Raw genomic sequence first — 22,767 nt, 5'->3', positions numbered from 1 at the left:
CATGAGTGCAGTGATCGATCCGGGCCACGCTGGCCACGGTCATGCCGGACATGACCATCACCACGGCCCTGCCAAAGGCCTGATGCGCTGGGTGTTGACCACCAACCACAAAGATATCGGCACCATGTACCTGTGGTTCAGCTTTGCCATGTTCTTGCTGGGTGGCAGTATGGCGATGGTGATTCGTGCCGAGTTGTTCCAGCCGGGCCTGCAGATTGTGCAGCCTGAGTTCTTCAACCAGATGACCACCATGCATGGTCTGATCATGGTCTTCGGTGCGGTGATGCCGGCGTTTGTCGGTCTGGCCAACTGGATGATTCCGTTGATGATCGGCGCGCCGGACATGGCCCTGCCGCGCATGAATAATTTCAGCTTCTGGCTGCTGCCAGCGGCCTTCAGCATGTTGGTCAGCACCCTGTTTATGGAAGGTGGCGGGCCCAACTTTGGCTGGACTTTCTATGCGCCGTTATCGACGACCTACGCACCAGAGTCGGTGACCTTCTTCATCTTTGCCGTGCACTTGATGGGCTTCAGTTCGATCATGGGCGCGATCAACGTGATTGCCACCATCCTCAACTTGCGTGCCCCCGGCATGACCTTGATGAGGATGCCATTGTTCGTCTGGACCTGGCTGATTACCGCGTTCTTGCTGATCGCAGTGATGCCGGTGCTGGCGGGTGTGGTGACCATGATGCTGATGGACATCCATTTCGGCACCAGCTTCTTTAGTGCGGCCGGTGGTGGTGATCCAGTGTTGTTCCAACACGTGTTCTGGTTCTTCGGGCACCCCGAGGTGTACATCATGATCTTGCCGGCATTCGGCGCGGTCAGTGCGATCATCCCGGCCTTCGCCCGTAAGCCGCTGTTCGGCTACACCTCGATGGTTTACGCCACTGCGTCGATCGCCTTTCTGTCGTTTATCGTCTGGGCGCACCACATGTTCACTGTGGGGATACCGCTCACCGGTGAGCTGTTCTTTATGTACGCCACCATGCTGATCGCTGTGCCGACCGGGGTGAAGGTGTTCAACTGGGCCAGCACCATGTGGCGCGGTTCGATGACCTTCGAGACACCGATGCTGTTCTCAGTGGCCTTCGTCATCCTGTTCACCATCGGCGGTTTCTCCGGGCTGATGCTGGCCATCGCCCCGGCGGACTTTCAGTACCACGACACCTACTTCGTGGTGGCGCATTTCCACTACGTGCTGGTGCCTGGGGCGATCTTCGGTATCTTCGCCTCGGCCTACTACTGGCTGCCGAAGTGGACCGGGCACATGTATGACGAAACCCTCGGCAAGCTGCATTTCTGGATGAGTTTTATCGGCATGAACATGGCGTTCTTCCCGATGCACTTCGTCGGTCTTGCCGGCATGCCGCGGCGAATCCCGGACTACAACATGATGTTCGCCAACTTCAATATGGTGTCGAGCATCGGCGCATTTATGTTCGGCGCTACCCAGTTGCTGTTCCTGTTTATCGTGATCAAGTGCATCCGTGGTGGCAAACCTGCCGCGGCCAAGCCTTGGGACGGTGCCGACGGGTTGGAATGGAGCGTGCCGTCGCCTGCGCCCTATCACACCTTCTCCACTCCACCTGAAGTGAAATAGGGGGCCAATCAATGAGCGAAGCCCTGTCGACCCGCCGCCTGGTTATCCGCCTGTGTCTGGTGGTAGTCGGTATGTTCGGCTTCGGCTTCGCCCTGGTGCCGATCTATGACGTGATGTGCCAGGCCTTCGGCATCAACGGTAAAACCGCCGGGGTCTATGAGGGATCGCAGGCGGTGGATGAGCAGCGCCAAGTGCGTGTGCAGTTCCTGGCCACTAACGCAGTCGATATGGTTTGGGAGTTTCGCCCGATGGCGGATGAGGTGGCAGTGCATCCGGGGGACAGCACGCAAGTGCTGTTTATTGCCCATAACCCCACCGACAAACCAATGACCGCCCAGGCGATCCCCAGCGTGGCACCGTCCAAGGCGGCTGCTTATTTTCACAAGACTGAATGCTTTTGCTTTACCCAGCAGGTACTGCAGCCCGGCGAGCGTATCGAGATGCCGGTGCGCTTTATCGTCGATAGAGACTTACCGGCAGATGTTCGCCACCTAACCCTGGCTTACACCTTGTTTGACGTCACTGCGCGCATGCCGCCAGTGGCACAGGCGACCCTTACCCGGGCGGCTCCATAAGGAGAACAATAAATGTCGAGTCATGAAAGCCACGAAAGCTATTACGTCCCGGCCCAGAGTAAATGGCCGATCATCGCCACCCTGGGCATGCTGTTTTCGGTATACGGCGTAGGCACCTGGTTCAACGATCTGAAGGCGGATCGCGCCGACTCCAATGGCCCTATGATCTTCTTTGTCGGCGGCCTGTTTCTCGCCTATATGCTGTTCGGCTGGTTCGGTAATGTGATCAAGGAAAGCCGCTCAGGCATGTACAGCCCGCAGATGGACCGCTCGTTCCGCTGGGGTATGAGCTGGTTTATCTTCTCCGAAGTGATGTTCTTTGCCGCGTTCTTCGGTGTGCTGTTCTACGTGCGCACCTGGGCGGGCCCTTGGCTCGGTGGTGAAGGCGACAAAGGGGTGAGCAACATGCTTTGGCCGGGCTTCGAGTACAGCTGGCCGTTGCTTAACACGCCTGATCCGAAACTCTATCCGGCACCGAGTGGCACCATCAGCGCCTGGGGCCTACCGCTGATCAACACCATTCTGCTGGTCACTTCCAGCTTCACCCTGACTTTCGCCCACCACGCGCTACGCAAGAACCACCGCAAGCCGCTGACCCTGTGGCTGGCGCTGACGGTGATTCTCGGTATCTCTTTTCTGGTGTTGCAGGTCGAGGAATACATCCATGCCTATACCGAACTGGGCCTGACCCTGGGTTCGGGCATCTACGGCGCAACCTTCTTTATGCTCACCGGTTTTCACGGGGCCCACGTGACCCTGGGTGCACTGATGCTGAGCATCATGCTGATTCGCATCATTCGCGGCCACTTTAGCCCTGACAAACACTTCGGTTTCGAGGCGGCTGCCTGGTATTGGCACTTTGTCGATGTGGTGTGGATTGGCTTGTTTGTCTTCGTGTATGTGTTGTAACGAGACTTACCAGGTGACATGCGAGACCAGTTGGCCAGTGTAGAAACCCCAGGCAATAAGGGCGACGGTCAAGGCAGTGAGGCTCACGCGTACAGTCAGCGCGTTGACCACACGGGAGGTTCTACCTTCGTCCTTGACCAGAAAGAACAGGCCACTGAATAGGCTGATCAGAGTAGCCAGTAGTAGCAGGACGATCGCGGCTTTGAGCATGCGTGACTCCCATGCGGAACTTCGGGGGAAGGGAAATGCGCTTCAGCTGCAGTATAGCCAGCTTATGCAGGGCTCCGGGGAGGTCGCTATGAGCGCCTTCCGTCCTGGCTGGCTGCCCAGCGTGCTGGTGCTGCTGCTATTTCCCTGCCTTATCGCCCTAGGGTTCTGGCAGCTAGCGCGCGCCGAAGAAAAGCGCGAATTGTTAGCCGCACACCAGGCCCAGCAACTGGCCGCACCGATCAGCATCGATGAACTGGAGCGACAGCCAAATCCAGCTTACCAGCGCGTGCAGCTGCAGGGCTTTTTCGATGCGCGGCATACCCTGCTGCTGGACAACCGCACCCGCGACGGCAAGGTCGGAGTGGAGGTGTTGCAACCTTTTTATGATCAGGCCAGCGGCCTCTGGCTACTGCTCAATCGCGGCTGGCTGGCCTGGCCCGATCGCCGTATCCCCCCAACGTTTGCCACCCCGGATTCGCCGTTGCGTTTGCAGGCCACGGTATATGTACCACTGGGTGAGGCTTTCCAGTTGCAAGGTGCGCAACCGTCTGCGGACTGGCCGCGGCTGATTAGTGAAGTCAAACCGGATGACCTGTGGCAGCAACTAGGGCGTGGCGGTCTGGCCTATGAGGTACGCCTCGAGCCGGGCCCAGCGTCATTCCAGAGCGATTGGCCAGTTATCGCCATGAGCCCCGACAAACACCTCGGTTATGCCGTGCAATGGTTCGCCCTGGCGGCGGCTTTGCTCTGCCTGTTTATCTATTTAGGTCTATCTAACGCGCGGGAGACTCGCCATGAACCCAGCCATCGCCCTGCCTGAAGTGTCGCCCAGCCAGCGTCGCCGTGGGCGGCTGCAGCTGATTCTGATTCTGGCCGTGGTGATCGGTCCGATGATCCTTGCCAGTGCCATGTATCAATGGCGCTTCTGGGTACCGGAAACCCGCAGCTACCACGGCGAACTGATCGGCACCGGACAAACCCGTGCCGACCTAGGTGTGGTCGGCGCCGATGAGCAGCGCTGGCAACTGCTGGTGACCGTGCCGGATCTCTGCGATGCCGCCTGCAAGGAGTTGGTGTTTCTCGCCCGTCAGGTGCATATCGGTTTAAACCGTGATGTCGGCCGCGCGGCCCATGGCCTGGCTTCTGCTCAACCCATCGCCAGCGACTATGACGCTCAGCTGCGCCGCGAATACCCGCAACTTGCGCGCTATCAGCTGCAGCTGGATGCCTACGACAAGACCGCCGGTAAGGTAGAAGGCGCGCAGCTGTGGATCGTCGACCCGCGCGGCAATCTGGTGCTGCGCTATGACGCCACCAGCAAAGGCAAGGCGATTCTTAATGATCTACGGCACCTACTGAAAATCTCCCAAATTGGTTGATCGACCATTGAAAAACTACTGCGCTCGGTTATACCGCGTTGAAATCAGACTCGGGCTGCTCATGTACAGCTCGTACACTCCGCGCCCTCGCCTGCTTTCGCCTTGTCTAACCTTCGCTCGCTACGTTTTTCAACGGCCTATCTAAGGAGGACGGATGAGCAAGCCCGGTTACCGTTTTGCCCTGTTCGCCACGGTGTTGGCGGTCGTGGTGGTGCTGCTCGGTGCCTATACCCGCTTGACCCACGCCGGCCTCGGTTGTCCGGACTGGCCCGGCTGCTACGGCTTTATCGGCGTGCCGATGAGTGAGCACAAGCAGACTCTGGCTGAGGCGCGCTTTCCCGAAGCGCCGGTGGAAGTCGCCAAAGGCTGGTACGAGATGATCCACCGCTATTTTGCCGGCTCCCTGGGCCTGGTGATTCTCGGCCTGGCGGTACAGGCGCTGCGACGCCGTGGCGAGGCCGGCCAGCCACTTAAATTGCCTCTTTTATTGCTGGGTCTGGTGACCCTGCAGGCGGCCTTTGGCATGTGGACGGTGACTCTGAAACTCTGGCCGCAAGTGGTTACGGCCCATCTGCTTGGCGGTTTTGCCACCCTTAGCCTGCTGTTTCTTTTGACGCTGCGTCTCTCCGGCAAGGCGGCGGCCTTGGCCAACCTTCCCGCACGACTGCGCAGCCTGGCGGCGCTCGGTTTGCTGCTGGTGATTGGGCAAATTGCCCTTGGTGGCTGGGTCAGTAGCAACTACGCAGCGGTTGCCTGCGTCGATCTGCCGACCTGCCATGGCGAATGGTGGCCGGCGATGGACTTCGCCAATGGTTTTCACCTGACCCAACATATCGGCCCGAACTACCTTGGCGGGCAACTCGACAGCGACGCGCGCACTGCCATTCATATGACCCACCGCATCGGCGCACTGCTGGTCACCCTGGTGCTGCTGCTATTGGCCTGGCAGCTCAAGCGTCATGGGCTGGGGCGGTTGGCCGGTTTGTTGGTGTTGGCGCTGGCCGTGCAGATCAGCCTGGGTATCAGTAACGTCGTGTTTCACCTGCCGCTCCAGGTGGCAGTGGCGCACAACCTCGGTGGCGCGGCTCTGCTAATGACGTTGGTGCTAATCAATTACCGGGTGCGCAGCTCAGTACGGCTGGCATCTCCGGCAGCAGAAGCGCAGGCTGACCTTGCGATGTTGCCGAGCAAATAACAAAAACAATCGAGGAGAGACCTTATGGCTACTCTAGCGCGCGAACAGCAAGCCCACGCCAGCTGGCGCGACTACCTGGAGCTGACCAAGCCGCGGGTGGTGGTGCTGATGCTGATCACCTCCCTGGTCGGCATGTTTCTCGCCACGCGGGCGGGTGTGGCCTGGGAAGTGTTGATCTTCGGCAACCTCGGTATTGGTTTGTGCGCCGGCGCGGCGGCGGCAGTCAACCATGTGGTGGACCGGCGCATCGACTCGATCATGGCGCGCACGCTCAAGCGTCCGGTTACCTCGGGGCGTATCTCGCCCAGTGCGGCTTTGGGTTTTGCTCTGCTACTGGCGGTGGCCGGTATGGCCCTGCTGCTGACCTTTACCAACGAGCTGGCGGCCTGGCTGACCCTGGCTTCGCTGCTCGGTTATGCCGTGCTGTACACCGGCTTTCTCAAGCGCGCCACACCGCAGAATATTGTGATCGGCGGCCTGGCGGGTGCCGCGCCGCCACTGCTCGGCTGGGTGGCGGTTACCGGGCACGTCAGCGCCGAACCGCTGCTGCTGGTGCTGATCATCTTCGCCTGGACACCGCCGCACTTCTGGGCCCTCGCCATCCACCGCAAGGAGGAATACGCCAAGGCTGATATCCCCATGCTGCCGGTGACCCACGGCGAGCACTACACCAAGGTGCATATCCTGCTTTACACCCTGGTGATGTTTGCGGTGACTCTGCTGCCGTACGCCATCCATATGAGCGGGCTGCTCTATCTCGGCTGCGCCGTGCTGCTGGGCGGGCGCTTCCTGCACTGGGCAGTGGTGCTGTACCGTGACAGCAAACCGCACGCTGCGATCAACACCTTCAAGTACAGCATCTGGTATCTTTTCGCGCTGTTTATCGCCCTGCTGGTCGACCACTATCTGCTGTTAAACCTGTAATCGTTGGTGCCATGTCCCGAACCCAGATCACCGTTTTTGTTCTCGTTGCCATCGTCGCCCTGGTGCTGGGCTTGACCGTCAACAAGGTGCTGACCAGCAAGGGCCAGGGTGATCCCACCGTGTTGCTGGATGCCGGCATTGTCCTGTTGCCACAGAGCCGCAGCCTGCCGGAGCTGAGCCTGACCAATCAGGACGGTCAGGCAGTGGTGATCGATCAGCTCAAGGATCAGTGGAGCCTGCTGTTTTTCGGTTACACCTTCTGCCCGGATATCTGCCCAGCCACCCTCGCCCAGTTGCGTCAATTGCAAGGCCAGCTACCGCCGGAAACCCTGGCCAAGCTGCGCATTGTGCTGGTTACGGTCGATCCGAATCGCGACACGCCGGAGCAATTGAAGAAGTACCTGGATTACTTTGATGCCGGCTTTATCGGCCTGACCGGCGAGCAAGCGACCATTCAGAAGCTGGCTAACGGCGTCAGCATTCCGTTTATCCCGGCTGATACCAGCAAGGAAAACTACACCGTCGACCACAGCGGCAACCTGGTGCTGATCGGCCCGGACGGCAGGCAGCGCGGCTTTATCCGCGCCCCGATCAACAACAGCAAACTGGCCGCGCAGTTGCCCGGTCTGCTTGAACGGCCCTAAGTAGCTATTTTGCAAATAGCTGGCTGATGTCCTTGAACGCCTTGAACTCCAAGGCGTTGCCGCAGGGGTCGAGTAGGAACAGCGTGGCCTGCTCGCCGACCTGGCCGGCGAAGCGCACATAGGGTTCGATCACGAATCGCGTGCCTTTGGCCTGTAGTCGCGCCGCCAGCGTTTGCCAATCCTCCCAGCCCAACACCACACCGAAATGCGGCACCGGCACGTCGTGACCGTCCACAGGGTTGCTGTGCGCTGCTTCCTGGTAGGCCATCTTCGGCGCCTGATGGATCACCAGCTGATGGCCGAAGAAGTCGAAATCCACCCAGTGGTCGCTGCTGCGGCCTTCGGCACAGCCGAATACCTCTCCATAGAAATGCCGTGCGGCAGCCAGATCGTAGACGGGAATTGCCAGGTGAAAGGGTGCGAGAGCCATGCTGAAGTTCCTTGAGAGTGCTGTCTGCTGATTCTCAGCAACAGCGATTCTGATTAAAAGCGAATATCCTTGCTCGCAAGCAAAAACAAAATTGATCAATCGAGGCAACGATGCTGCGCGAATTGAAAACCTTTGTGGCGGTTGCGCGGCATGGCACCTTCGCGGCGGCCGGCCAGCAGGTTGGTTTGACCCAGTCGGCGGTCAGCGCACAGATGCGTGTACTGGAACAGGGCCTGGGCGTTCGGCAATGCTCAATGCTGCCGGCAAGCATGCCTTGCCATTGGCGGAGCAGATGCTCGGGCTGTATGCCCAAATGGCCCTGCCAACCAGCGCCGCTGAGTGGCAAGGCGAGCTGAAGGTCGGGGCGATTGCCACCTTGCAGACCGGCTTGTTGCCCGAAGCCTTGCCGCGTTTTCGCAAAGCCGCGCCGCGGGTCGAGCTGAAGCTGGTGCCGGGCGTGTCGCTGAACCTGTTGAGCCAGATCGACGCAGGCGAGCTGGATTTGGCGCTGCTGATCAAGCCGCCCTTCGAACTGCCTAAGGAGCTGCTGCAGATCAGCCTGGCGCGCGAGCCGTTTGTGCTGATCACCCCGCTCAGCGTGACGGCGGATGACCCGCTGCAAATCCTCGCCGAACAGCCCTTTGTACGTTACGACCGGCGCTCGTTCGGCGGACGGCGGGTCAACCAGTTCCTTCGCGAGCAGCGCCTGACAGTGCAAGAAGCGCTGGAGTTGGATGAGTTGGAGGCCATCGTGCGGATGGTCGAATGTGGCCTTGGTGTGTCGCTGATTCCACGCGCAGGGTTGTGGCTGCAACGGCCGACGCAGTTGCGCGTGATCGAACTAGGTGCGCTGACCTTTCACCGCGAACTGGTAGCGGTATTGCGCCGCGCTCAGCGTCAGCCAGCTCTGGACTGCCTGCTGGACTGCCTGCGCGAAGCCGCCTTAAACGACAAACCCCGCACGGGGCGGGGTTTGGCAGAGGGTGCAGCTAACGCGGGGTCTTAGAACGCCGGAACAACAGCGCCCTGATACTTCTCAGCGATAAAGGCCTTCACTTCGGCGCTGTTCAGTGCCTTCGCCAGTTTCTGCAGGGCGGCGTTGTCCTTGTTGTCGGCACGCGCAACCAGGATGTTGACGTATGGCGAGTCGCTGCCTTCGATGGCCAGGGCATCCTTGGTTGGGTTGAGCTTGGCTTCCAGGGCGTAGTTGGTGTTGATCAGCGCCAGGTCGACCTGGGTCAGCACGCGCGGCAGGGTGGCCGCTTCCAGCTCACGTACCTTGATGGCTTTCGGGTTCTCGGCGATGTCTTTCGGCGTGGCGAGGATGCCCGCTTCCGGCTTCAGGGTGATTACCCCTGCTTTCTGCAGCAGCAGCAGGGCACGGCCGCCGTTGGTGGCGTCGTTGGGGATCACCACGTTGGCGCCTTGTGGCAGGTCGGCCAGGGTTTTGTGCTGGCTGGAGTAAGCGCCGAAGGGCTCGACGTGCACGCCGGCAACGCTGACCAGCTCGGTACCACGGCTCTTGTTGAATTCATCCAGGTACGGCTGGTGCTGGAAGAAGTTGGCGTCCAGGCGCTTTTCGGCAACCTGCACGTTGGGCTGCACGTAGTCGGTGAAGACCTTGATGTTCAGCTCAACGCCGTCTTTGGCCAGGGCCGGTTTAACGAATTCGAGAATTTCTGCGTGCGGTACGGCAGTGGCGGCGACGCTCAGGCTTTCAGCCTGGGCAGAGAAGGCTGCCAGGGCAGCGAATGCAGCGATCAGTTTTTTCATCGTAAAGCTCCTTGTGGGATGTGCGCGAAGTCCGGCAGGTAACCGGTGGTTCGCTGTCTTGTGTGCCCCGTGGGGCACCTTATTTTCTGGAAAAATGCACCACCAGCTTGTCGCCGACGGTTTGTAGAATCTGTACCAGTACCAGCAGCAGGATCACCGTCACCGCCATCACGTCGGGCTGATAACGTTGATAGCCATAGCGCACAGCCAGGTCACCGAGGCCGCCGCCGCCGATCAGACCGCTCATTGCCGTGTAGGACACCAGGGTGATCGCCGTGACGGTAATGGCCGCGATAATCCCGGGCAGTGCCTCGGGCAACAGTGCGTTGACCACGATCTGCCGAGTAGTCGCGCCCATGGCCTGGGTCGCTTCGATGATGCCGCGATCCACTTCACGCAGGGCGGTTTCCACCAGGCGTGCGAAGAACGGCGTGGCGCCGACTACCAGCGGTGGAATGGCGCCGGCGACGCCTAGCGAGGTACCGGTGACGATCACGGTGAAGGGGATCATCACGATCAGCAGAATCACGAATGGCACCGAGCGCAGGATATTCACCAGCAGCGAAAGGAAACCGTAGAAGGCTTTCTGTTCGAACATCTGCCGTGGGCTGGTAAGGAACAGCAGCACGCCCAGCGGTAGGCCGAGCAGCACGGTAAACAGCATGGAGCCGCCGAGCATGCTCAGGGTGTCCAGGCTGGCGTAGCCGATTTCCGTCCAATCGACGTTGGGCAGCAGGCGAGTCAGTAAGGCGTCCATTAGCGCAGCACCTCCAGATGCACGTCGGCGGCTTCAAAGCGCGCCAGCGCGGCGTCCAGATCGCCGCCGGTCAGGGCCAGAGTCAGCTGGCCGTAGGGGGTGTCCTTGATGCGATCGATGCGCCCGGCGAGGATGCTGTAATCCACCCCGGTCTCGCGCGCTACGGTGCCCAGCAGCGGCGCGTAGGTCGCCTCGCCCTGGAAGGTCAGGCGCAGGATACTGCCGGCGACATGGGCGAAATCATCACGCTGTTCGCTCTCGTCAATCTGCTCGGCTTCCTGCACGAAACGCTTGGTGGTGGCGTGCTGCGGGTGCAGAAACACCTCGGCCACGGTGCCGGATTCGACAATCACACCAGCATCCATCACTGCCACGCGGTCGCACACGCGGCGTATCACATCCATCTCGTGGGTGATCAGCACGATGGTCAGGTTCAGCTCGCGATTGATCTCGGCCAGTAACTGCAACACCGAGGCCGTGGTTTGCGGGTCGAGGGCGCTGGTAGCCTCGTCGCACAGCAGGATTTTCGGCTCAGTGGCCAAGGCGCGGGCAATGCCGACGCGCTGTTTCTGCCCGCCGGAGAGCTGCGCGGGGTACTTGTTGGCGTGATCCTGCAGGCCGACGCGTGCCAGTAACTCGGCGACACGGGCGTTGATCGCGCTACGCGGCAGTTCACCCGCCAGCTTGAGCGGCAGGGCGACGTTGTCGGCGACGGTTTTCGATGAGAGCAGGTTGAAGTGCTGGAAGATCATCCCGACCTGCTGGCGGAAACGCCGCAGGCCCATGGCGTCGAGCGCGGTGACGTCTTCGCCGTCGATCTCGATGCGTCCGCCAGAAGGCTCTTCCAGGCGGTTGATCAGACGCAGCAGGGTGCTTTTGCCAGCACCGGAGTGGCCGATGATGCCGAACACTTCACCTCGGGCAATCTGCAGATCACTCGGTTGCAAAGCGGGGATGTCCTGACCACTGACGCGATACGCCTTGTGGACCTGATGAAAGTTGATCACTGCATAAACCTTTTGGGTTTCAAAGTTGCCGGGTAGGCAGAAACGGCGGCTAGTCTACCCGTCGCTGTATAGGTCGCAAAAATCTTTGTAGACCTATAGTTATAGCTAAATCGCATTAATGACTGGACTGTTCAGCCCAGTGTAGCCAGCGCCAATGCAAACGACCGGGCAAGCCCGGTCGTTATGCCGCCCAAGCCGCATCAGCGCTTGGGGGTGAGTACCAGTTGCGGCACCTGAGCGGGTTTGATTATCTGGCTCATGCGCGGGCTGAAACTCGGGTCCAGACGTTTGATCCGTGCGTTGAGCAGGGAGGCGACCCAGGGGAAATCCTTGGCCTGGCGTACTTCGATACGCACTGCGCAATTGAACGCGACCATATCGGCCGCTACACCGTCGAGCAGGCTACGCAGGCGCTCGTTGTCCTGGTTATCCAGCATCGGCAGGCTGACCACGCTGCTGGCGGCGGCCGGGTCGATCAACCGGGCCTGCGGCTTGGCCGGTGCAGGTGCTTCGGCTGGCGGGGTATTTGGCATCTGAGTAGCCTGAATTGCGGCGGCCTGCCGCTCGGCAGCCAGACGTAACTGGCGCGCCTGCTCCAGGCGCGTGGCTTCGGCACGCGCATCAGCCTGCTCAGCAGTACGGCGCTGTTGTTCGGCTGCGGCCAGTTCGGCTTCGCGCGCTTGGGCGATGGCGCCATCCAGGCCGGTGGTCAGCGCGGGTGCTTGCGGCATCAGGCTGCGGGCGCGGCTTAGGGCTTTGGTGGCGTTATCCAGATCGCCGGCCTGCAGGGCTTTTTGCCCCTGTTGCAGATGGGCTTCGGCGAGTTGCCGCTGGTATTGCTCAAGGCGCGTATCGCCGGCGGCGCGTTGCTGCAGGCTGCCGAGTTGGTTTTCGGCGTTGCTCAGGTCGCCGCTGGCCAGGCTCTGGTCGAGTTGGCGAAAGGCGCTGACCAAATCGTCCACCGGCAGGTTGGCCGGTTGCGGCGCGCTTTGGCAGCCGGCCAACAGCAGAACCAGAAATGGCAAAAGATTACGAAAAACCGACGATTTCATTACTGTGGGTCTCGAATTGTGCAAAAAACGCGCAAGTTTACACCGCGCTGCTTGGCGTCACCAATCTTTCAGGCTGTGCGTCTTGGTAGGGCAAAGCTCAGTAAAAACAGTGTTGCTGCACTGACCACGATGGACGGGCCGGCCGGAGTGTCCTGAAACCACGACAGGCTGAGCCCGCCACACACCGCGACAATCCCCAGCAAGCTGGCGCCGAAGGCCATCTGCTCCGGGGTGCGCGCATGGCGCTGGGCTGCCGCGGCGGGAATGATCAGCAGGGAGGTGATCAGCAGCACGCCAACAATCTTCATCGCCACGGCGATTACTACGGCGATCAGCAGCATCAGGCTCAGGCGTATCGCCGCCACCGGCAGGCCTTCGACCTTGGCCAGCTCCTCATGCACGGTAATCGCCAGCAGCGGCCGCCACAGCAGGGCCAGCAGTACCAGCACCAGGGAGCTGCCACCGATGATCCAGGCCAGGTCAGTCGGGCCGACGGCCAGCAGATCGCCGAACAGGTAGCCCATCAGGTCAATACGCACATCCTGCATAAAGCTCAGCACCACCAGACCCAGCGACAAGGTGCTGTGGGCGAGGATGCCGAGCAGTGTGTCGGAGGCCAACGGTTGGCGGCTTTGCAGGGTGACCAGCAGCACCGCCAGCAGCACGCAGCCGACAGTTACCGCCAAGGTCGGGCTGACGTCGAGCATCAGGCCGAGGGCCACGCCGAGCAGCGCGGCATGCGACAGGGTATCGCCGAAATAGGCCATGCGCCGCCATACCACAAAGGAGCCCAGCGGGCCGGCAACCAGCGCCAGGGCCAGGCCGGCGAGCAGGGCGTTGAGTAGGAAATCAGCCATGCTTGCAGCCATCTCCGTGGATATGCGGTTTTACCGGACCCTTGATACTCAGGCCGGCCGGTGTTTCTGTAACGACAGCGCCGTGTATGTCGTGCTGATGGTCGTGGTGGTGGGTGTAGACGGCCAGGCTCTTGGCGTCTTCGCCGAACAGCTCGACAAAGGCCGGATCGAAACTGACCTGCTCGGGGTGGCCGGAACAGCAGACGTGACGATTGAGGCAGACCACCTGGTCGGTGGTGCTCATCACCAGGTGCAGATCGTGCGACACCATCAGCACGCCGCAGCCATGGCGGTCGCGTAGTTGGGTGATCAGGCGGTACAGCTCGGCCTGGCCGGCGACATCGACGCCCTGCACCGGCTCATCCAGCACCAGTAGCTCGGGTTTACGCAGCAGGGCGCGGGCCAGCAGTACGCGCTGCAGTTCTCCGCCGGAGATGCTTTGCAGCGGACTGTCGATCACCTGTTCGGCACCCACTTCAGCCAGCGCTGCCTGCACATCGGTGCGTGTGACGCCCGGTACCAGGCGCAGAAAGCGCAGTACCGAGAGCGGCAAGGTGGCATCCACATGCAGCTTCTGCGGCATATAGCCGATGCGCAGCTTGGCTTTGCGCCAGACGCTGCCGGTATCGGGTTTGAGCAGGCCGAGCACGGCACGCACCAGGGTGGTTTTGCCGGCGCCATTGGGGCCGATCAGGGTGACGATTTCGCCGGGCTTTACGCTCAGCTGCACATCATCGAGTACGCGTTGTCCGGCGAAGGTCACTCCCACGCCGGCCAGGCGGATCAGGGCGTCGCTCATGCGGTCTCCCGGCAGCCTGCACAGAGGCCGACTACTTCCACGGTCTGGCTTTCCACGGCGAAACCGACGCCGGCCGCGCTGCTGATAATGGCGTCGCTGATCGTGGCCTGCTCCAACTCGATGGCCGCATTGCAGCCACGGCAGATGAGGAACTGGCCCTGATGGGCGTGTTCCGGGTGGCTGCAGCCGACAAAGGCGTTCAGCGATGCGATGCGGTGTACCAGGCCGTTTTCCAAGAGGAAATCCAGGGCGCGGTACACCGTTGGCGGCGCGGCGCGGCGGCCGTCTTCATCGCTCAGCACGCCGAGGATGTCATAGGCGCCCAGCGGCTTGTGGCTGGCCCAGACCAGTTGCAGCACGCGCTTGCGTAAAACGGTCAGGCGCAGACCCTGGCGCGCGCAGATAGCTTCGGCCTCGGCCAGGGCATGGCTGACGCAATGGGAGTGGTCGTGTGGGCGTGAAGCCAGCGGTGCTTGAGTCATGGGCAACGACGAATAAGGTGAGAGACGTTATTATATTACCCGTTCCTTCCCGTTTGAGTGCTCCCCGTGTTGCGTCTTTTTCCGGCTTTAGGCCTGTTGTTGATCAGTTTTTCCCTGAGTTTCACAGTTCACGCCGATGTGCGGGTGCTGACCAGCATCAAGCCGTTGCAGCTGATTGCCGCTGCAGTACAGGATGGCGTCGGCCAGCCCGACGTACTGCTGCCGCCGGGCGCTTCGCCGCACCACTATGCGTTGCGCCCCTCCGATGTGCGCCGCGTGCGTGATGCTGACCTGCTGTATTGGATCGGTGCGGATCTGGAGAGCTTCCTGCCGCGCGTGCTGGCGGGTCGTGATAAACCGAGTGTGGCGGTGCAGGATTTGCCAGGCATGGCACTGCGGCATTTCGGCGACAGCGCCGAGCATAAAGATGATCACGCAGATCACGCAGATCACGCAGATCACGCAGATCACGCGCCCGCAGCCGAACAGCATGACCACGCCCACCGTCCCGGCAGCTTGGATGCTCATCTCTGGCTGCTGCCTGCCAATGCCCGGGTGATTGCTGGCAAGATTGCCGCCGACCTGGCACAGGCCGACCCGGCTAATGCCGCGCGTTATCAGGCCAATGCCAAGGCGTTTGGCCAGCGTCTGGATGCGTTAGACCAGCGTCTGAAAAGCCGCTTGAATGGCCTGTCAGGCAAGCCCTACTTCGTCTTCCACGAAGCCTACGACTACTTCGAAGCCGCCTATGGCCTCAACCATGCCGGCGTTTTTAGCGTGCTCGGTGAAGTGCAGCCAGGCGCTCAGCATGTCGCCGCCATGCGTGAGCGCTTGCAGCAGGCCGGGCCGAGTTGCGTATTCAGTGAACCGCCATTTCGTCCACGTCTGGCACAAACCCTGACTGCTGGTCTGCCGGTCACTCTGGCCGAGCTGGACTCAATGGGCGGTACCTTGCCAGTGGATGCCAAAGGCTATGAAGCCCTACTGGAAAATATGGCGGGTGAGCTGGCGAGTTGTCTCGAGGCGCTATAGTCAGCGCCCAGTTCTCAGAACGCGAACGGCAGCGCCAGATTAACCTGCTGGCGCTGGGCAAGGCGGCGCTGGAACTCGTCCGGATCGTGGATCAGTACTTCCTGCCCAGCGAAGGATTCGGCGGCAATCAGACGTGACAGCCAGAAGCGCACACAAGCGATGCGCAGCATGGCCGGCCACAGCTCCGCTTCCGCCGCAGTAAATGGTCGCAAGCCGGCATAGGCTCCCAACAGCGCTTGTGCGCGCTTGCTGTCGAGGCTGCCGTCGGCAAACGAGCACCAGTCATTCAGGGCAATCGCCAGGTCGTAGAGCATCGGACCCGAGCAGGCGTTGTAGAAGTCGATCACCCCGGCCAGGTGGTTGCCGTCGAATAGCACGTTGTCGCGGAATAGGTCGGCATGCAGATTGGCCTGCGGCAAGGCGAAGATGCGCGGCTTGAGCGTGTGAATCTCCGTCAGCGCATCGCGCAGCAGCGGCACCTGCTCATCGGGCAGCTTCAGGGCCAGGCTTGGGCCTTCGGCGAGCATCCAGTCCAGCCCTCGATCACTTTTGCGTGGCAGCGGCTGATTGCGCGTGGCCAGGTGGATGCGCGCCAGCAGCGCACCAACTTCCTGGCAGTGATGCGGATTAGCCTCGTGCACATGCTTGCCTGCCAGGCGCGGCTGCAACAGTGCTGGTTTTTCTGCCAGGCTGCGCAGTGCCTCGCCGCCGGTTGTCCGTAGGGCGTAAGGCACCGGCAGGCCGGCGTCGTGCAGTACGTCGAGTAATTCGATAAAGAACGGCAAGTCGCCGCTCGGGCCGCGCTCGATCAGGGTCAGAACGAATTCGCCCTGCTCCAGGCTAACGAAGAAATTGCTGTTCTCGCTGCCCGCAGCAATGCCCTGGAAGTCGCGCAAGCGACCCAGGCCATAGGGGGCGAGAAACGCCTCGAGCTCGTGGCGCTCAAGCGGGGTAAACACCGACATTGCAGAACTGCCTTCTTACCAGCTGAAAATTTCCCAGGCCGGAATCAACATATCCGGGCTGTCCGAACGGACGAAGTTGCCATCGCTGCCATCGGCACGTACCAGGAAGTACGGTTTGCCGCCTTTGGGGATGACCTTGACCGCGTAGAGAAAACCGTTGACCCGGTATTCATGGATGGTGCGGTCGCCGTCCTGGCGAATGGTTACATCCGGGTCGGCCGACACTGGATCTTCGGCGTGAGCGACCAGGGTGGTGAATGCCAGCAGGCTGGCCAGCAACAGGCGATTGAGTGCGCGCATGATAACCTTGTCCCTTTGATTCCAATGGTGCGGCCATTCTACCGCCGCCCCCGCCGAAAAGGTTGATCCTGCTCATGAGCCAAGCCCCTCTCGTTCTGGTTGACGGTTCGTCTTACCTTTACCGTGCCTTTCATGCCCTGCCGCCGCTGACCACCTCCAAGGGTTTGCCCTCCGGTGCGGTAAAGGGCGTGTTGAACATGCTCAAGAGCCTGCGCAAGCAGTACCCGAAAAGCCCGTTTGCCGTGGTGTTTGACGCCAAGGGCGGGACCTTCCGCGATGAAATGTTCGCCGAGTACAAGGCCAATCGCCCGTCGATGCCCGATGAGCTGCGCGTTCAGGTCGAGCCGCTGCATGCCAGTGTCAGGGCCATGGGCTACCCACTGCTGTGCGTTGAGGGTGTCGAGGCCGATGACGTGATCGGCACCTTGGCCCGCCAGTGCGCAGGCGAGGGTCGCGACGTGGTGATCTCCACCGGCGACAAGGACATGGCCCAGCTGGTTTGCCCGCACGTTACGCTGGTCAACACCATGACCGGTAGCGTCTACGACATCGATGGCGTGAAAGCGAAATTCGGTGTCGGTCCTGAGCTGATCATCGATTACCTGGCGCTGATGGGCGACAAGGTCGACAACATTCCCGGCGTACCGGGTGTGGGTGAAAAGACCGCCCTGGGCCTGCTGGTAGGTGTCGGCGGTGGCCTAGATGTGCTCTACGCTAACCTCGATAAAGTGCCGGAGCTGCCGATCCGCGGCGCCAAAACCCTGCCGGCCAAGCTCGCCGAGCACAAGGACATGGCCTACCTGTCCTATGCCCTGGCAACCATCAAGCTGGATGTGCCGCTGAATATCGCCATCGAGTCGCTGCACCCGAGCGAGATGGATGTGCCGGCCCTGATGGAGCTGTACGCCGAGCTGGAATTCAAGACCTGGCGCGATGAGTTGCTGCGCAGCAATCCTGCTCCTGCGGTCAAAGCACCGGTTGCGGCGGCTGCCGATGATCTGTTTGCCCTGGCGCCTAGCGCCACTGCCGTTACGCCGACCAGTCCGGTTGCTGAAGCACCGACTGCCGAGGCGGTAGTTGTCGAGTTGCCCGCAGCGGCAGCCCTGGGCGATTACCAGTGCATTCTTGATCAGGCGCAGTTCGACGTCTGGCTGGAGAAGCTGCGCAACGCTGAGCTGATCGCCTTCGACACCGAAACCACCGGACTGGATGCACAGAAGGCTCAGTTGGTTGGCCTGTCGTTTGCGGTCAAGGCTGGCGAGGCGGCGTATATCCCGGTTGCCCACTCCTATATGGGCGTGCCGATTCAGCTTGACCGCGATGCGGTGCTCAAGGCGCTGAAGCCGATTCTAGAAGACCCGAACAAGGCCAAGGTCGGTCAGCACGCCAAGTACGACATTAATATCCTCGCCAATGCCTCGACGCCAATTACGGTGCAGGGCGTAGCGTTCGATACCATGCTCGAATCCTACGTGCTGGATTCCACCGCCACCCGTCATGATATGGACAGCCTGGCGCTCAAGTACCTGGATCACAGCAACATTCGTTTTGAGGACATCGCCGGCAAGGGCGCCAAACAGCTGACCTTCGATCAGATTGATCTGGCCCAGGCCGCGCCCTATGCCGCTGAAGATGCTGATGTGACCCTGCGTCTGCATCAGCACCTGTGGGCCAAGCTGTCGGCTGAGTCGAGCCTGGCCAAGGTGCTGCAGGACATTGAAATGCCGCTGGTGCCGGTGTTGGCGCGCATTGAGCGCCAGGGTGCGCTGGTCGATGCCAATCTGCTCGGCCTGCAAAGCAACGAGCTGGGTGAGAAGCTGGTGGCGCTGGAGCGTCAGGCTTTCGAGATCGCCGGGGAGGAATTTAATCTGGCTTCGCCGAAACAGCTCGGGGTGATTCTTTACGAGAAACTCGGCCTGCCGGTCATCAGCAAAACTGCCAAGGGTCAGGCGTCCACCGCCGAAGCAGTGCTCGCCGAGCTGGCTGAGCAGAATTTCGAACTGCCCAAGGTGTTGATGCAGTACCGCTCCCTGAGCAAGCTGAAAAGTACCTACACCGACCGTTTGCCGGAGCAGATCAACCCGCGCACCGGGCGCATCCACACCAGCTATCACCAGGCAGTGGCCGCGACCGGACGTTTATCGTCCACCGATCCGAACCTGCAGAACATTCCGATCCGCACGGCTGAAGGTCGGCGTATTCGCCAGGCGTTTGTTGCGCCCAAAGGCTACAAGCTGCTGGCGGCGGATTACTCGCAAATTGAGCTGCGCATCATGGCGCACCTGGCCAAGGATGAAAGCCTGCTGGATGCCTTCCGCCACGGCCGCGATGTGCACAAGGCCACTGCTGCCGAGGTGTTCGGCGTGGCGTTGGAGGACGTAACCAGCGATCAGCGCCGCAGCGCCAAGGCGATCAACTTCGGTTTGATCTACGGCATGAGCGCTTTTGGCCTGGCCAAGCAGATCGGCTGCGACCGTAAACAGGCGCAGGCGTATATCGATGTGTATTTCGCCCGTTATCCCGGCGTGCTGGCCTATATGGAGCGCACTCGCGAGCAGGCGTCTGAGCAGGGCTTTGTCGAGACGCTGTTCGGCCGCCGCCTATACCTGCCGGATATTCATGCGAAGAACCAGGCGTTGCGCAAAGGCGCCGAGCGCACCGCGATCAATGCGCCGATGCAAGGCACAGCGGCGGACATCATCAAGCGCGCGATGGTGACGGTGGATAACTGGCTGAGCGAATCCGGCCTGGATGCCAAGGTCATTTTGCAGGTACACGACGAACTGGTGCTTGAGGTGCGTGAGGATCTGGTCGAGCAGGTGCGTGAGCAGATCAAACCGCTGATGGGCAATGCCGCTGCGCTGGATGTGCCGCTGCTGGTGGAAGTGGGTGTAGGCGATAACTGGGACGAGGCCCACTGATATGTGGCGGTTGCCGCCTAATGGTATGCGTGTGAAGGCGTGGAATTAATACGGGCCTGTTTATGACTAATTAATTTTCACGCATGCCTGAACTTTGTTTTGGGTTGGCCACTCAGAGTTTATGAATGGCCTAGACAGCCAATCAATGCTCCTTTGTTGTGTTAAGTGTTGGCAGATTCTGGACCCCCGCCCTAGCGGTTCAGACGTTAAACCCCGAACTTCCCTCCCCCATAAGAAGTTCGGGGTTTTTTTTGCCTGCCTTTTGTGGCCGCTATCGGGCGCGCCGTGGCGCGACCTTTGGTCAGGCGTCGGCTTCTTCGTCATGCGGCAGGGCAAACTCCCCCAATTGCATCCATTCGGCCAACACCGCTTGGGCGTCTTCAATGCCAATACGTTTGGGTGCGGAGAACAGCTGGATGCTGACGCGATCACCCCAGCCCTTTTGAATATCTTGGCGGACCTTGAGCAGGGTGTTCTTCGCTGCACCAAACGCCAGCTTGTCGGCCTTGGTCAGGAGAATGTGCATGGGCATTTCGCTGGCAACTGACCAATCCAGCATAAGGATGTCGAACTCGGTCAGCGGCTTGCGAATATCCATCATCAGCATCAATCCGCGCAGGCATTCACGGCTGCCAAGGTAGGCTTCCAGGTGCTTCTGCCAGTGCAGCTTGAGCGGGATTGGAACCTTGGCGTAGCCATAACCCGGCAGGTCGACCAGGCGGCGCTCTTCGTCGAGTTTGAAGAAGTTGAGCAGCTGGGTGCGCCCTGGCGTCTTCGAGGTGCGTGCCAGGCTGGCGTGGGTCAGGGTGTTCAGCGCGCTGGATTTACCGGCGTTGGAGCGCCCGGCAAAAGCCACTTCATGGCCGAAATCTTCAGGGCACTGGTCAACTTTGGCCGCGCTGATAAGGAAAGTAGCCTGTTGGCACAGGCCGATAATGGGGTTCTTGGCTTGCATCTGGGTATCCGTGAGGGCGAGCGTAGAGTGGCGTTACAGGCGCGATGCCCTTGCGACATTTGCGCGCAGCCTGCCTGTTGGCGCGTAGCGCGGCAAGCTGCGTCGTTTCCGTTTCAATGACGCCAGTATATAATGGCGCAGATTTTGTGTGCGCTTTCTCCCGCTGTTGGATAAGTGTTCACGGGAACGATTTAGATCATCTGCCCATAGAAAGCAGTACGTTCCCCTCCCTGATGAGGTTGATCTGATGAAAAAATTGCTGATTGCAGCCAGCGCCTTGATGCTGTCGTTGAGCGTTCAGGCTGCACAGGACCCAGAAGCCGTCTACGCTCGCGCGTGTGGCGTGTGCCATGGCGGGCAGATTCCGACTGCCCCGCAGCGTGGTGACAAGGCCGCCTGGGAACCGCGTCTGGCCAAGGGTACCGATGCTCTGGTACAGAGTGTCACCAATGGTCTGAATGCAATGCCGCCCCGCGGGTTGTGCATGGACTGCACGGCCGAGGATTACCAAGCTGTCATCAAGTTGATGACCGAGTAAGCCCGGCTTATAAACTCTTTCTCTTAGCCGTAAATTGGATTAGCTGATGAACAAAGTACTCGTGAGTCTGCTGTTGACCCTGGGCATCACTGGCCTGGCACATGCCGCAGGCAATGCTGAAGCCGGTCAGGGTAAGGTTGTTGTGTGTGGTGCGTGCCATGCTGCCGATGGTAATAGCGTTGCACCGAACTTCCCGAAACTGGCTGGTCAAGGCGAGCGATACCTGCTCAAGCAGCTGCATGACATCAAATCCGGTGCACGTCCTATCGTGGAAATGACCGGTTTGCTGGATAACCTGACAGAAGAAGACTTGGCCGATATCGCCGCTTACTTCTCCAGCCAGCAGATGAGTGTTGGCGCTGCTGATCCGAAGCTGGTTAAGCGTGGCGGCGAGCTGTTCCGCGGTGGGAAATTGGCTGAAGGCATGCCTGCCTGCACTGGCTGTCATTCGCCGAACGGCGCCGGTCTGGATGCTGCCGGCTTCCCTCAGTTGGGTGGCCAGCACGCAACCTACATCGCCAAGCAACTGACTGACTTCCGCGAAGGCAACCGTACCAATGACGGCGACAGCATGATCATGCGTTCGATCGCAGCCAAGCTGAGCAACAAGGATATCGAAGCGGTATCCAGCTTTATCCAGGGTCTGCATTGATCCGTTAGCACCGCTACATGTCGTAATGAAATAGGGTGGCTCAGGCCACCCTTTTTCGTTGTGGGCATCGCTACAATGCACGGAACCCCAGTTTGCCTCGCGTGTCGAATTCCGGTTCGTCACCACGCACCGTCTATAGCCAAGGAGTAACGCATGCGTAACCTGATCCTCAGTGCCACTCTCGTCACTGCCAGCCTGTTTGGTCTGAGCGCTCATGCCGAGCCAATTGAAGCAGGCAAGCAATATGTTGAGCTGAACAACCCAGTAGCAGTTGCCAAACCAGGCAAAATCGAAGTGGTCGAGCTGTTCTGGTACGGCTGTGGCCATTGCTACAAGTTTGAAGACACCATCAATCCGTGGATCGACACCCTGCCAGAGGATGTCAATTTCGTGCGCATCCCGGCCATGTTCGGTGGCATGTGGAATGTGCACGGCCAGATGTTCATCACCCTTGAAGCGATGAAAGCTGAGCATAAGGTGCATGCTGCGATCTTCGATGCCATCAATGTGCAGGGTAAGAAACTTGCTACTCCAGAAGAGATGGCTGATTTCCTGGCTGCTGAAGGTATCGACAAGGACGCCTTCCTCAAGACCTATAACTCCTTCGGTGTGAAGAGCCAGCTGGAAAAGGCCAAGAAACTGGCCATGGCTTATCAGATCACTGGCGTGCCGGTGATGATCGTCAACGGCAAGTACCGTTTTGACATCAGCAGCTCGGGTGGTCCGCAACAAGCGCTGCAAGTGGCTGATCACCTGATCGCCAAAGAACGCGCTGCGCAGTAACTGGCGTACGCGGATAACGCGT

At 60.3% G+C, this 22,767-nt stretch carries 25 protein-coding genes and 1 pseudogene; 14 read left to right on the top strand and 12 right to left on the bottom strand.

The genetic code is table 11. The features are described 5' to 3' along the window. Nucleotide 1: 1 nt before the first annotated feature. Genes ctaD through ACIGEK_RS02810 form a run of 3 tightly spaced genes read left to right on the top strand, consistent with a single transcriptional unit; the run spans nt 2 to nt 3,090 of the window. Nucleotides 2-1,606, top strand: a complete 1,605-nt coding sequence (gene ctaD / locus ACIGEK_RS02820) for a cytochrome c oxidase subunit I (RefSeq protein ID WP_397491858.1) — start codon at nt 2-4, stop codon at nt 1,604-1,606. An 11-nt stretch (nt 1,607-1,617) separates the two neighbouring features. Next, nucleotides 1,618-2,181, top strand: a complete 564-nt coding sequence (locus ACIGEK_RS02815) for a cytochrome c oxidase assembly protein (protein ID WP_397491857.1) — start codon at nt 1,618-1,620, stop codon at nt 2,179-2,181. Between the two features lie 12 nt (nt 2,182-2,193). Then, nucleotides 2,194-3,090, top strand: coding sequence for a cytochrome c oxidase subunit 3 (locus ACIGEK_RS02810; RefSeq protein WP_397491856.1), 897 nt, complete (start codon nt 2,194-2,196; stop codon nt 3,088-3,090). Between the two features lie 6 nt (nt 3,091-3,096). Here the strand turns inward: ACIGEK_RS02810 and ACIGEK_RS02805 are convergent, their stop codons facing one another. Next, the gene (locus tag ACIGEK_RS02805; protein WP_397491855.1) at nt 3,097-3,300 is read right to left on the bottom strand and encodes a twin transmembrane helix small protein; all 204 of its coding nucleotides are present in this window, start codon (nt 3,298-3,300) and stop codon (nt 3,097-3,099) included. Nucleotides 3,301-3,388: 88 nt separating this feature from the next. Here ACIGEK_RS02805 and ACIGEK_RS02800 point away from each other — a divergent pair, with 88 nt between their 5' ends. From ACIGEK_RS02800 to ACIGEK_RS02780, 5 genes are all read left to right on the top strand, one after another. Then, nucleotides 3,389-4,120 (top strand): SURF1 family protein, encoded by a 732-nt coding sequence (locus ACIGEK_RS02800; RefSeq protein WP_397491854.1) that lies wholly within the window; start codon nt 3,389-3,391, stop codon nt 4,118-4,120. Then, nucleotides 4,095-4,679, top strand: a complete 585-nt coding sequence (locus ACIGEK_RS02795; RefSeq protein ID WP_397491853.1) for a hypothetical protein — start codon at nt 4,095-4,097, stop codon at nt 4,677-4,679. The genes ACIGEK_RS02800 and ACIGEK_RS02795 overlap by 26 nt, the downstream gene beginning before the upstream one ends. Before the next feature lie 154 nt (nt 4,680-4,833). Continuing rightward, complete coding sequence (locus ACIGEK_RS02790) at nt 4,834-5,874, top strand: heme A synthase (protein ID WP_397491852.1); 1,041 nt, start codon at nt 4,834-4,836, stop codon at nt 5,872-5,874. 24 nt (nt 5,875-5,898) lie between these two features. Continuing rightward, nucleotides 5,899-6,798, top strand: a complete 900-nt coding sequence (cyoE, locus tag ACIGEK_RS02785; protein ID WP_397491851.1) for a heme o synthase — start codon at nt 5,899-5,901, stop codon at nt 6,796-6,798. Between the two features lie 11 nt (nt 6,799-6,809). Continuing rightward, nucleotides 6,810-7,442 (top strand): SCO family protein, encoded by a 633-nt coding sequence (locus ACIGEK_RS02780; protein ID WP_397491850.1) that lies wholly within the window; start codon nt 6,810-6,812, stop codon nt 7,440-7,442. Between the two features lie 4 nt (nt 7,443-7,446). Here ACIGEK_RS02780 and ACIGEK_RS02775 read toward each other — a convergent pair whose 3' ends face one another. Next, nucleotides 7,447-7,872: a VOC family protein gene (locus ACIGEK_RS02775; RefSeq protein ID WP_397491849.1), complete on the bottom strand. Its 426-nt coding sequence runs from the start codon at nt 7,870-7,872 to the stop codon at nt 7,447-7,449. Nucleotides 7,873-7,982: 110 nt separating this feature from the next. Between ACIGEK_RS02775 and ACIGEK_RS02770 the strand changes: the two are divergent. Then, a pseudogene (locus tag ACIGEK_RS02770) lies at nt 7,983-8,878 on the top strand (LysR substrate-binding domain-containing protein). Here ACIGEK_RS02770 and ACIGEK_RS02765 read toward each other — a convergent pair. The 7 genes from ACIGEK_RS02765 to ACIGEK_RS02735 all read right to left on the bottom strand — a co-directional run bounded on the left by ACIGEK_RS02765 (nt 8,875) and on the right by ACIGEK_RS02735 (nt 14,599). Beyond that, nucleotides 8,875-9,645 (bottom strand): MetQ/NlpA family ABC transporter substrate-binding protein, encoded by a 771-nt coding sequence (locus ACIGEK_RS02765; RefSeq protein WP_397491848.1) that lies wholly within the window; start codon nt 9,643-9,645, stop codon nt 8,875-8,877. The pseudogene ACIGEK_RS02770 and the gene ACIGEK_RS02765 sit on opposite strands and share 4 nt — an antisense overlap. Nucleotides 9,646-9,724: 79 nt before the next feature. Beyond that, entirely contained in the window at nt 9,725-10,402 is a 678-nt protein-coding gene (locus tag ACIGEK_RS02760) for a methionine ABC transporter permease (protein WP_397491847.1), read from the bottom strand. Beyond that, the gene (locus tag ACIGEK_RS02755; protein ID WP_397491846.1) at nt 10,402-11,409 is read right to left on the bottom strand and encodes a methionine ABC transporter ATP-binding protein; all 1,008 of its coding nucleotides are present in this window, start codon (nt 11,407-11,409) and stop codon (nt 10,402-10,404) included. Before ACIGEK_RS02755 ends, ACIGEK_RS02760 begins: the two co-directional genes overlap by 1 nt. 200 nt (nt 11,410-11,609) lie before the next feature. Next, the gene (locus ACIGEK_RS02750) at nt 11,610-12,461 is read right to left on the bottom strand and encodes a PA5502 family lipoprotein (protein ID WP_397491845.1); all 852 of its coding nucleotides are present in this window, start codon (nt 12,459-12,461) and stop codon (nt 11,610-11,612) included. Between the two features lie 68 nt (nt 12,462-12,529). Beyond that, nucleotides 12,530-13,318, bottom strand: coding sequence for a zinc ABC transporter permease subunit ZnuB (znuB, locus tag ACIGEK_RS02745; RefSeq protein ID WP_397491844.1), 789 nt, complete (start codon nt 13,316-13,318; stop codon nt 12,530-12,532). Then, entirely contained in the window at nt 13,311-14,117 is an 807-nt protein-coding gene (gene znuC / locus ACIGEK_RS02740) for a zinc ABC transporter ATP-binding protein ZnuC (RefSeq protein WP_397491843.1), read from the bottom strand. Before znuC ends, znuB begins: the two co-directional genes overlap by 8 nt. Continuing rightward, nucleotides 14,114-14,599 carry a Fur family transcriptional regulator gene (locus tag ACIGEK_RS02735; protein ID WP_397491842.1) on the bottom strand — a complete coding sequence of 162 codons (486 nt, stop codon included), beginning with the start codon at nt 14,597-14,599 and terminating at the stop codon, nt 14,114-14,116. The genes znuC and ACIGEK_RS02735 overlap by 4 nt, the downstream gene beginning before the upstream one ends. A 93-nt stretch (nt 14,600-14,692) precedes the next feature. Between ACIGEK_RS02735 and znuA the strand changes: the two genes are divergently transcribed. Then, nucleotides 14,693-15,631 carry a zinc ABC transporter substrate-binding protein ZnuA gene (gene znuA / locus ACIGEK_RS02730; protein WP_397493069.1) on the top strand — a complete coding sequence of 313 codons (939 nt, stop codon included), beginning with the start codon at nt 14,693-14,695 and terminating at the stop codon, nt 15,629-15,631. Between the two features lie 14 nt (nt 15,632-15,645). Here znuA and ACIGEK_RS02725 read toward each other — a convergent pair whose 3' ends face one another. Beyond that, nucleotides 15,646-16,596 carry a homoserine kinase gene (locus ACIGEK_RS02725; RefSeq protein WP_397491841.1) on the bottom strand — a complete coding sequence of 317 codons (951 nt, stop codon included), beginning with the start codon at nt 16,594-16,596 and terminating at the stop codon, nt 15,646-15,648. Between the two features lie 15 nt (nt 16,597-16,611). Then, nucleotides 16,612-16,896 carry a DUF2782 domain-containing protein gene (locus ACIGEK_RS02720; RefSeq protein WP_090254419.1) on the bottom strand — a complete coding sequence of 95 codons (285 nt, stop codon included), beginning with the start codon at nt 16,894-16,896 and terminating at the stop codon, nt 16,612-16,614. 74 nt (nt 16,897-16,970) lie between these two features. On the opposite strand from ACIGEK_RS02720, the gene polA reads away from it, so the two are divergent. Continuing rightward, entirely contained in the window at nt 16,971-19,817 is a 2,847-nt protein-coding gene (polA, locus tag ACIGEK_RS02715) for a DNA polymerase I (RefSeq protein ID WP_397491840.1), read from the top strand. A gap of 301 nt (nt 19,818-20,118) precedes the next feature. Here the strand turns inward: polA and yihA are convergent, their stop codons facing one another. Continuing rightward, complete coding sequence (gene yihA / locus ACIGEK_RS02710; RefSeq protein WP_397491839.1) at nt 20,119-20,772, bottom strand: ribosome biogenesis GTP-binding protein YihA/YsxC; 654 nt, start codon at nt 20,770-20,772, stop codon at nt 20,119-20,121. Between the two features lie 247 nt (nt 20,773-21,019). Between yihA and ACIGEK_RS02705 the strand changes: the two genes are divergently transcribed. The 3 genes from ACIGEK_RS02705 (at nt 21,020) to ACIGEK_RS02695 (ending at nt 22,745) form a co-directional block, all read left to right on the top strand. Next, the gene (locus ACIGEK_RS02705) at nt 21,020-21,310 is read left to right on the top strand and encodes a c-type cytochrome (RefSeq protein ID WP_397491838.1); all 291 of its coding nucleotides are present in this window, start codon (nt 21,020-21,022) and stop codon (nt 21,308-21,310) included. Nucleotides 21,311-21,356: 46 nt separating this feature from the next. Further along, nucleotides 21,357-21,962 (top strand): c-type cytochrome, encoded by a 606-nt coding sequence (locus ACIGEK_RS02700; RefSeq protein WP_397491837.1) that lies wholly within the window; start codon nt 21,357-21,359, stop codon nt 21,960-21,962. A 153-nt stretch (nt 21,963-22,115) separates the two neighbouring features. Next, entirely contained in the window at nt 22,116-22,745 is a 630-nt protein-coding gene (locus ACIGEK_RS02695) for a thiol:disulfide interchange protein DsbA/DsbL (RefSeq protein ID WP_397491836.1), read from the top strand. Nucleotides 22,746-22,767 lie beyond the last annotated feature (22 nt).

Source organism: Pseudomonas sp. NPDC079086, from assembly GCF_044542155.1.
Classification (GTDB): domain Bacteria; phylum Pseudomonadota; class Gammaproteobacteria; order Pseudomonadales; family Pseudomonadaceae; genus Aquipseudomonas.
The sequence above is the reverse complement of the archived record's forward strand: the minus strand, read 5'-3'. Positions and strand labels throughout refer to the sequence as shown.

Bases quoted from the DNA above. Each gene is read 5' to 3' on its own strand.
- ctaD (WP_397491858.1), top strand. From the start codon at position 2: ATGAGTGCAGTGATCGATCCGGGCCACGCTGGCCACGGTCATGCCGGA.
- ACIGEK_RS02815 (WP_397491857.1), top strand. From the start codon at position 1,618: ATGAGCGAAGCCCTGTCGACCCGCCGCCTGGTTATCCGCCTGTGTCTG.
- ACIGEK_RS02810 (WP_397491856.1), top strand. From the start codon at position 2,194: ATGTCGAGTCATGAAAGCCACGAAAGCTATTACGTCCCGGCCCAGAGT.
- ACIGEK_RS02805 (WP_397491855.1), bottom strand. From the start codon at position 3,300: ATGCTCAAAGCCGCGATCGTCCTGCTACTACTGGCTACTCTGATCAGC.
- ACIGEK_RS02800 (WP_397491854.1), top strand. From the start codon at position 3,389: ATGAGCGCCTTCCGTCCTGGCTGGCTGCCCAGCGTGCTGGTGCTGCTG.
- ACIGEK_RS02795 (WP_397491853.1), top strand. From the start codon at position 4,095: ATGAACCCAGCCATCGCCCTGCCTGAAGTGTCGCCCAGCCAGCGTCGC.
- ACIGEK_RS02790 (WP_397491852.1), top strand. From the start codon at position 4,834: ATGAGCAAGCCCGGTTACCGTTTTGCCCTGTTCGCCACGGTGTTGGCG.
- cyoE (WP_397491851.1), top strand. From the start codon at position 5,899: ATGGCTACTCTAGCGCGCGAACAGCAAGCCCACGCCAGCTGGCGCGAC.
- ACIGEK_RS02780 (WP_397491850.1), top strand. From the start codon at position 6,810: ATGTCCCGAACCCAGATCACCGTTTTTGTTCTCGTTGCCATCGTCGCC.
- ACIGEK_RS02775 (WP_397491849.1), bottom strand. From the start codon at position 7,872: ATGGCTCTCGCACCCTTTCACCTGGCAATTCCCGTCTACGATCTGGCT.
- ACIGEK_RS02765 (WP_397491848.1), bottom strand. From the start codon at position 9,645: ATGAAAAAACTGATCGCTGCATTCGCTGCCCTGGCAGCCTTCTCTGCC.
- ACIGEK_RS02760 (WP_397491847.1), bottom strand. From the start codon at position 10,402: ATGGACGCCTTACTGACTCGCCTGCTGCCCAACGTCGATTGGACGGAA.
- ACIGEK_RS02750 (WP_397491845.1), bottom strand. From the start codon at position 12,461: ATGAAATCGTCGGTTTTTCGTAATCTTTTGCCATTTCTGGTTCTGCTG.
- znuB (WP_397491844.1), bottom strand. From the start codon at position 13,318: ATGGCTGATTTCCTACTCAACGCCCTGCTCGCCGGCCTGGCCCTGGCG.
- znuC (WP_397491843.1), bottom strand. From the start codon at position 14,117: ATGAGCGACGCCCTGATCCGCCTGGCCGGCGTGGGAGTGACCTTCGCC.
- ACIGEK_RS02735 (WP_397491842.1), bottom strand. From the start codon at position 14,599: ATGACTCAAGCACCGCTGGCTTCACGCCCACACGACCACTCCCATTGC.
- ACIGEK_RS02725 (WP_397491841.1), bottom strand. From the start codon at position 16,596: ATGTCGGTGTTTACCCCGCTTGAGCGCCACGAGCTCGAGGCGTTTCTC.
- ACIGEK_RS02720 (WP_090254419.1), bottom strand. From the start codon at position 16,896: ATGCGCGCACTCAATCGCCTGTTGCTGGCCAGCCTGCTGGCATTCACC.
- polA (WP_397491840.1), top strand. From the start codon at position 16,971: ATGAGCCAAGCCCCTCTCGTTCTGGTTGACGGTTCGTCTTACCTTTAC.
- yihA (WP_397491839.1), bottom strand. From the start codon at position 20,772: ATGCAAGCCAAGAACCCCATTATCGGCCTGTGCCAACAGGCTACTTTC.
- ACIGEK_RS02705 (WP_397491838.1), top strand. From the start codon at position 21,020: ATGAAAAAATTGCTGATTGCAGCCAGCGCCTTGATGCTGTCGTTGAGC.
- ACIGEK_RS02700 (WP_397491837.1), top strand. From the start codon at position 21,357: ATGAACAAAGTACTCGTGAGTCTGCTGTTGACCCTGGGCATCACTGGC.
- ACIGEK_RS02695 (WP_397491836.1), top strand. From the start codon at position 22,116: ATGCGTAACCTGATCCTCAGTGCCACTCTCGTCACTGCCAGCCTGTTT.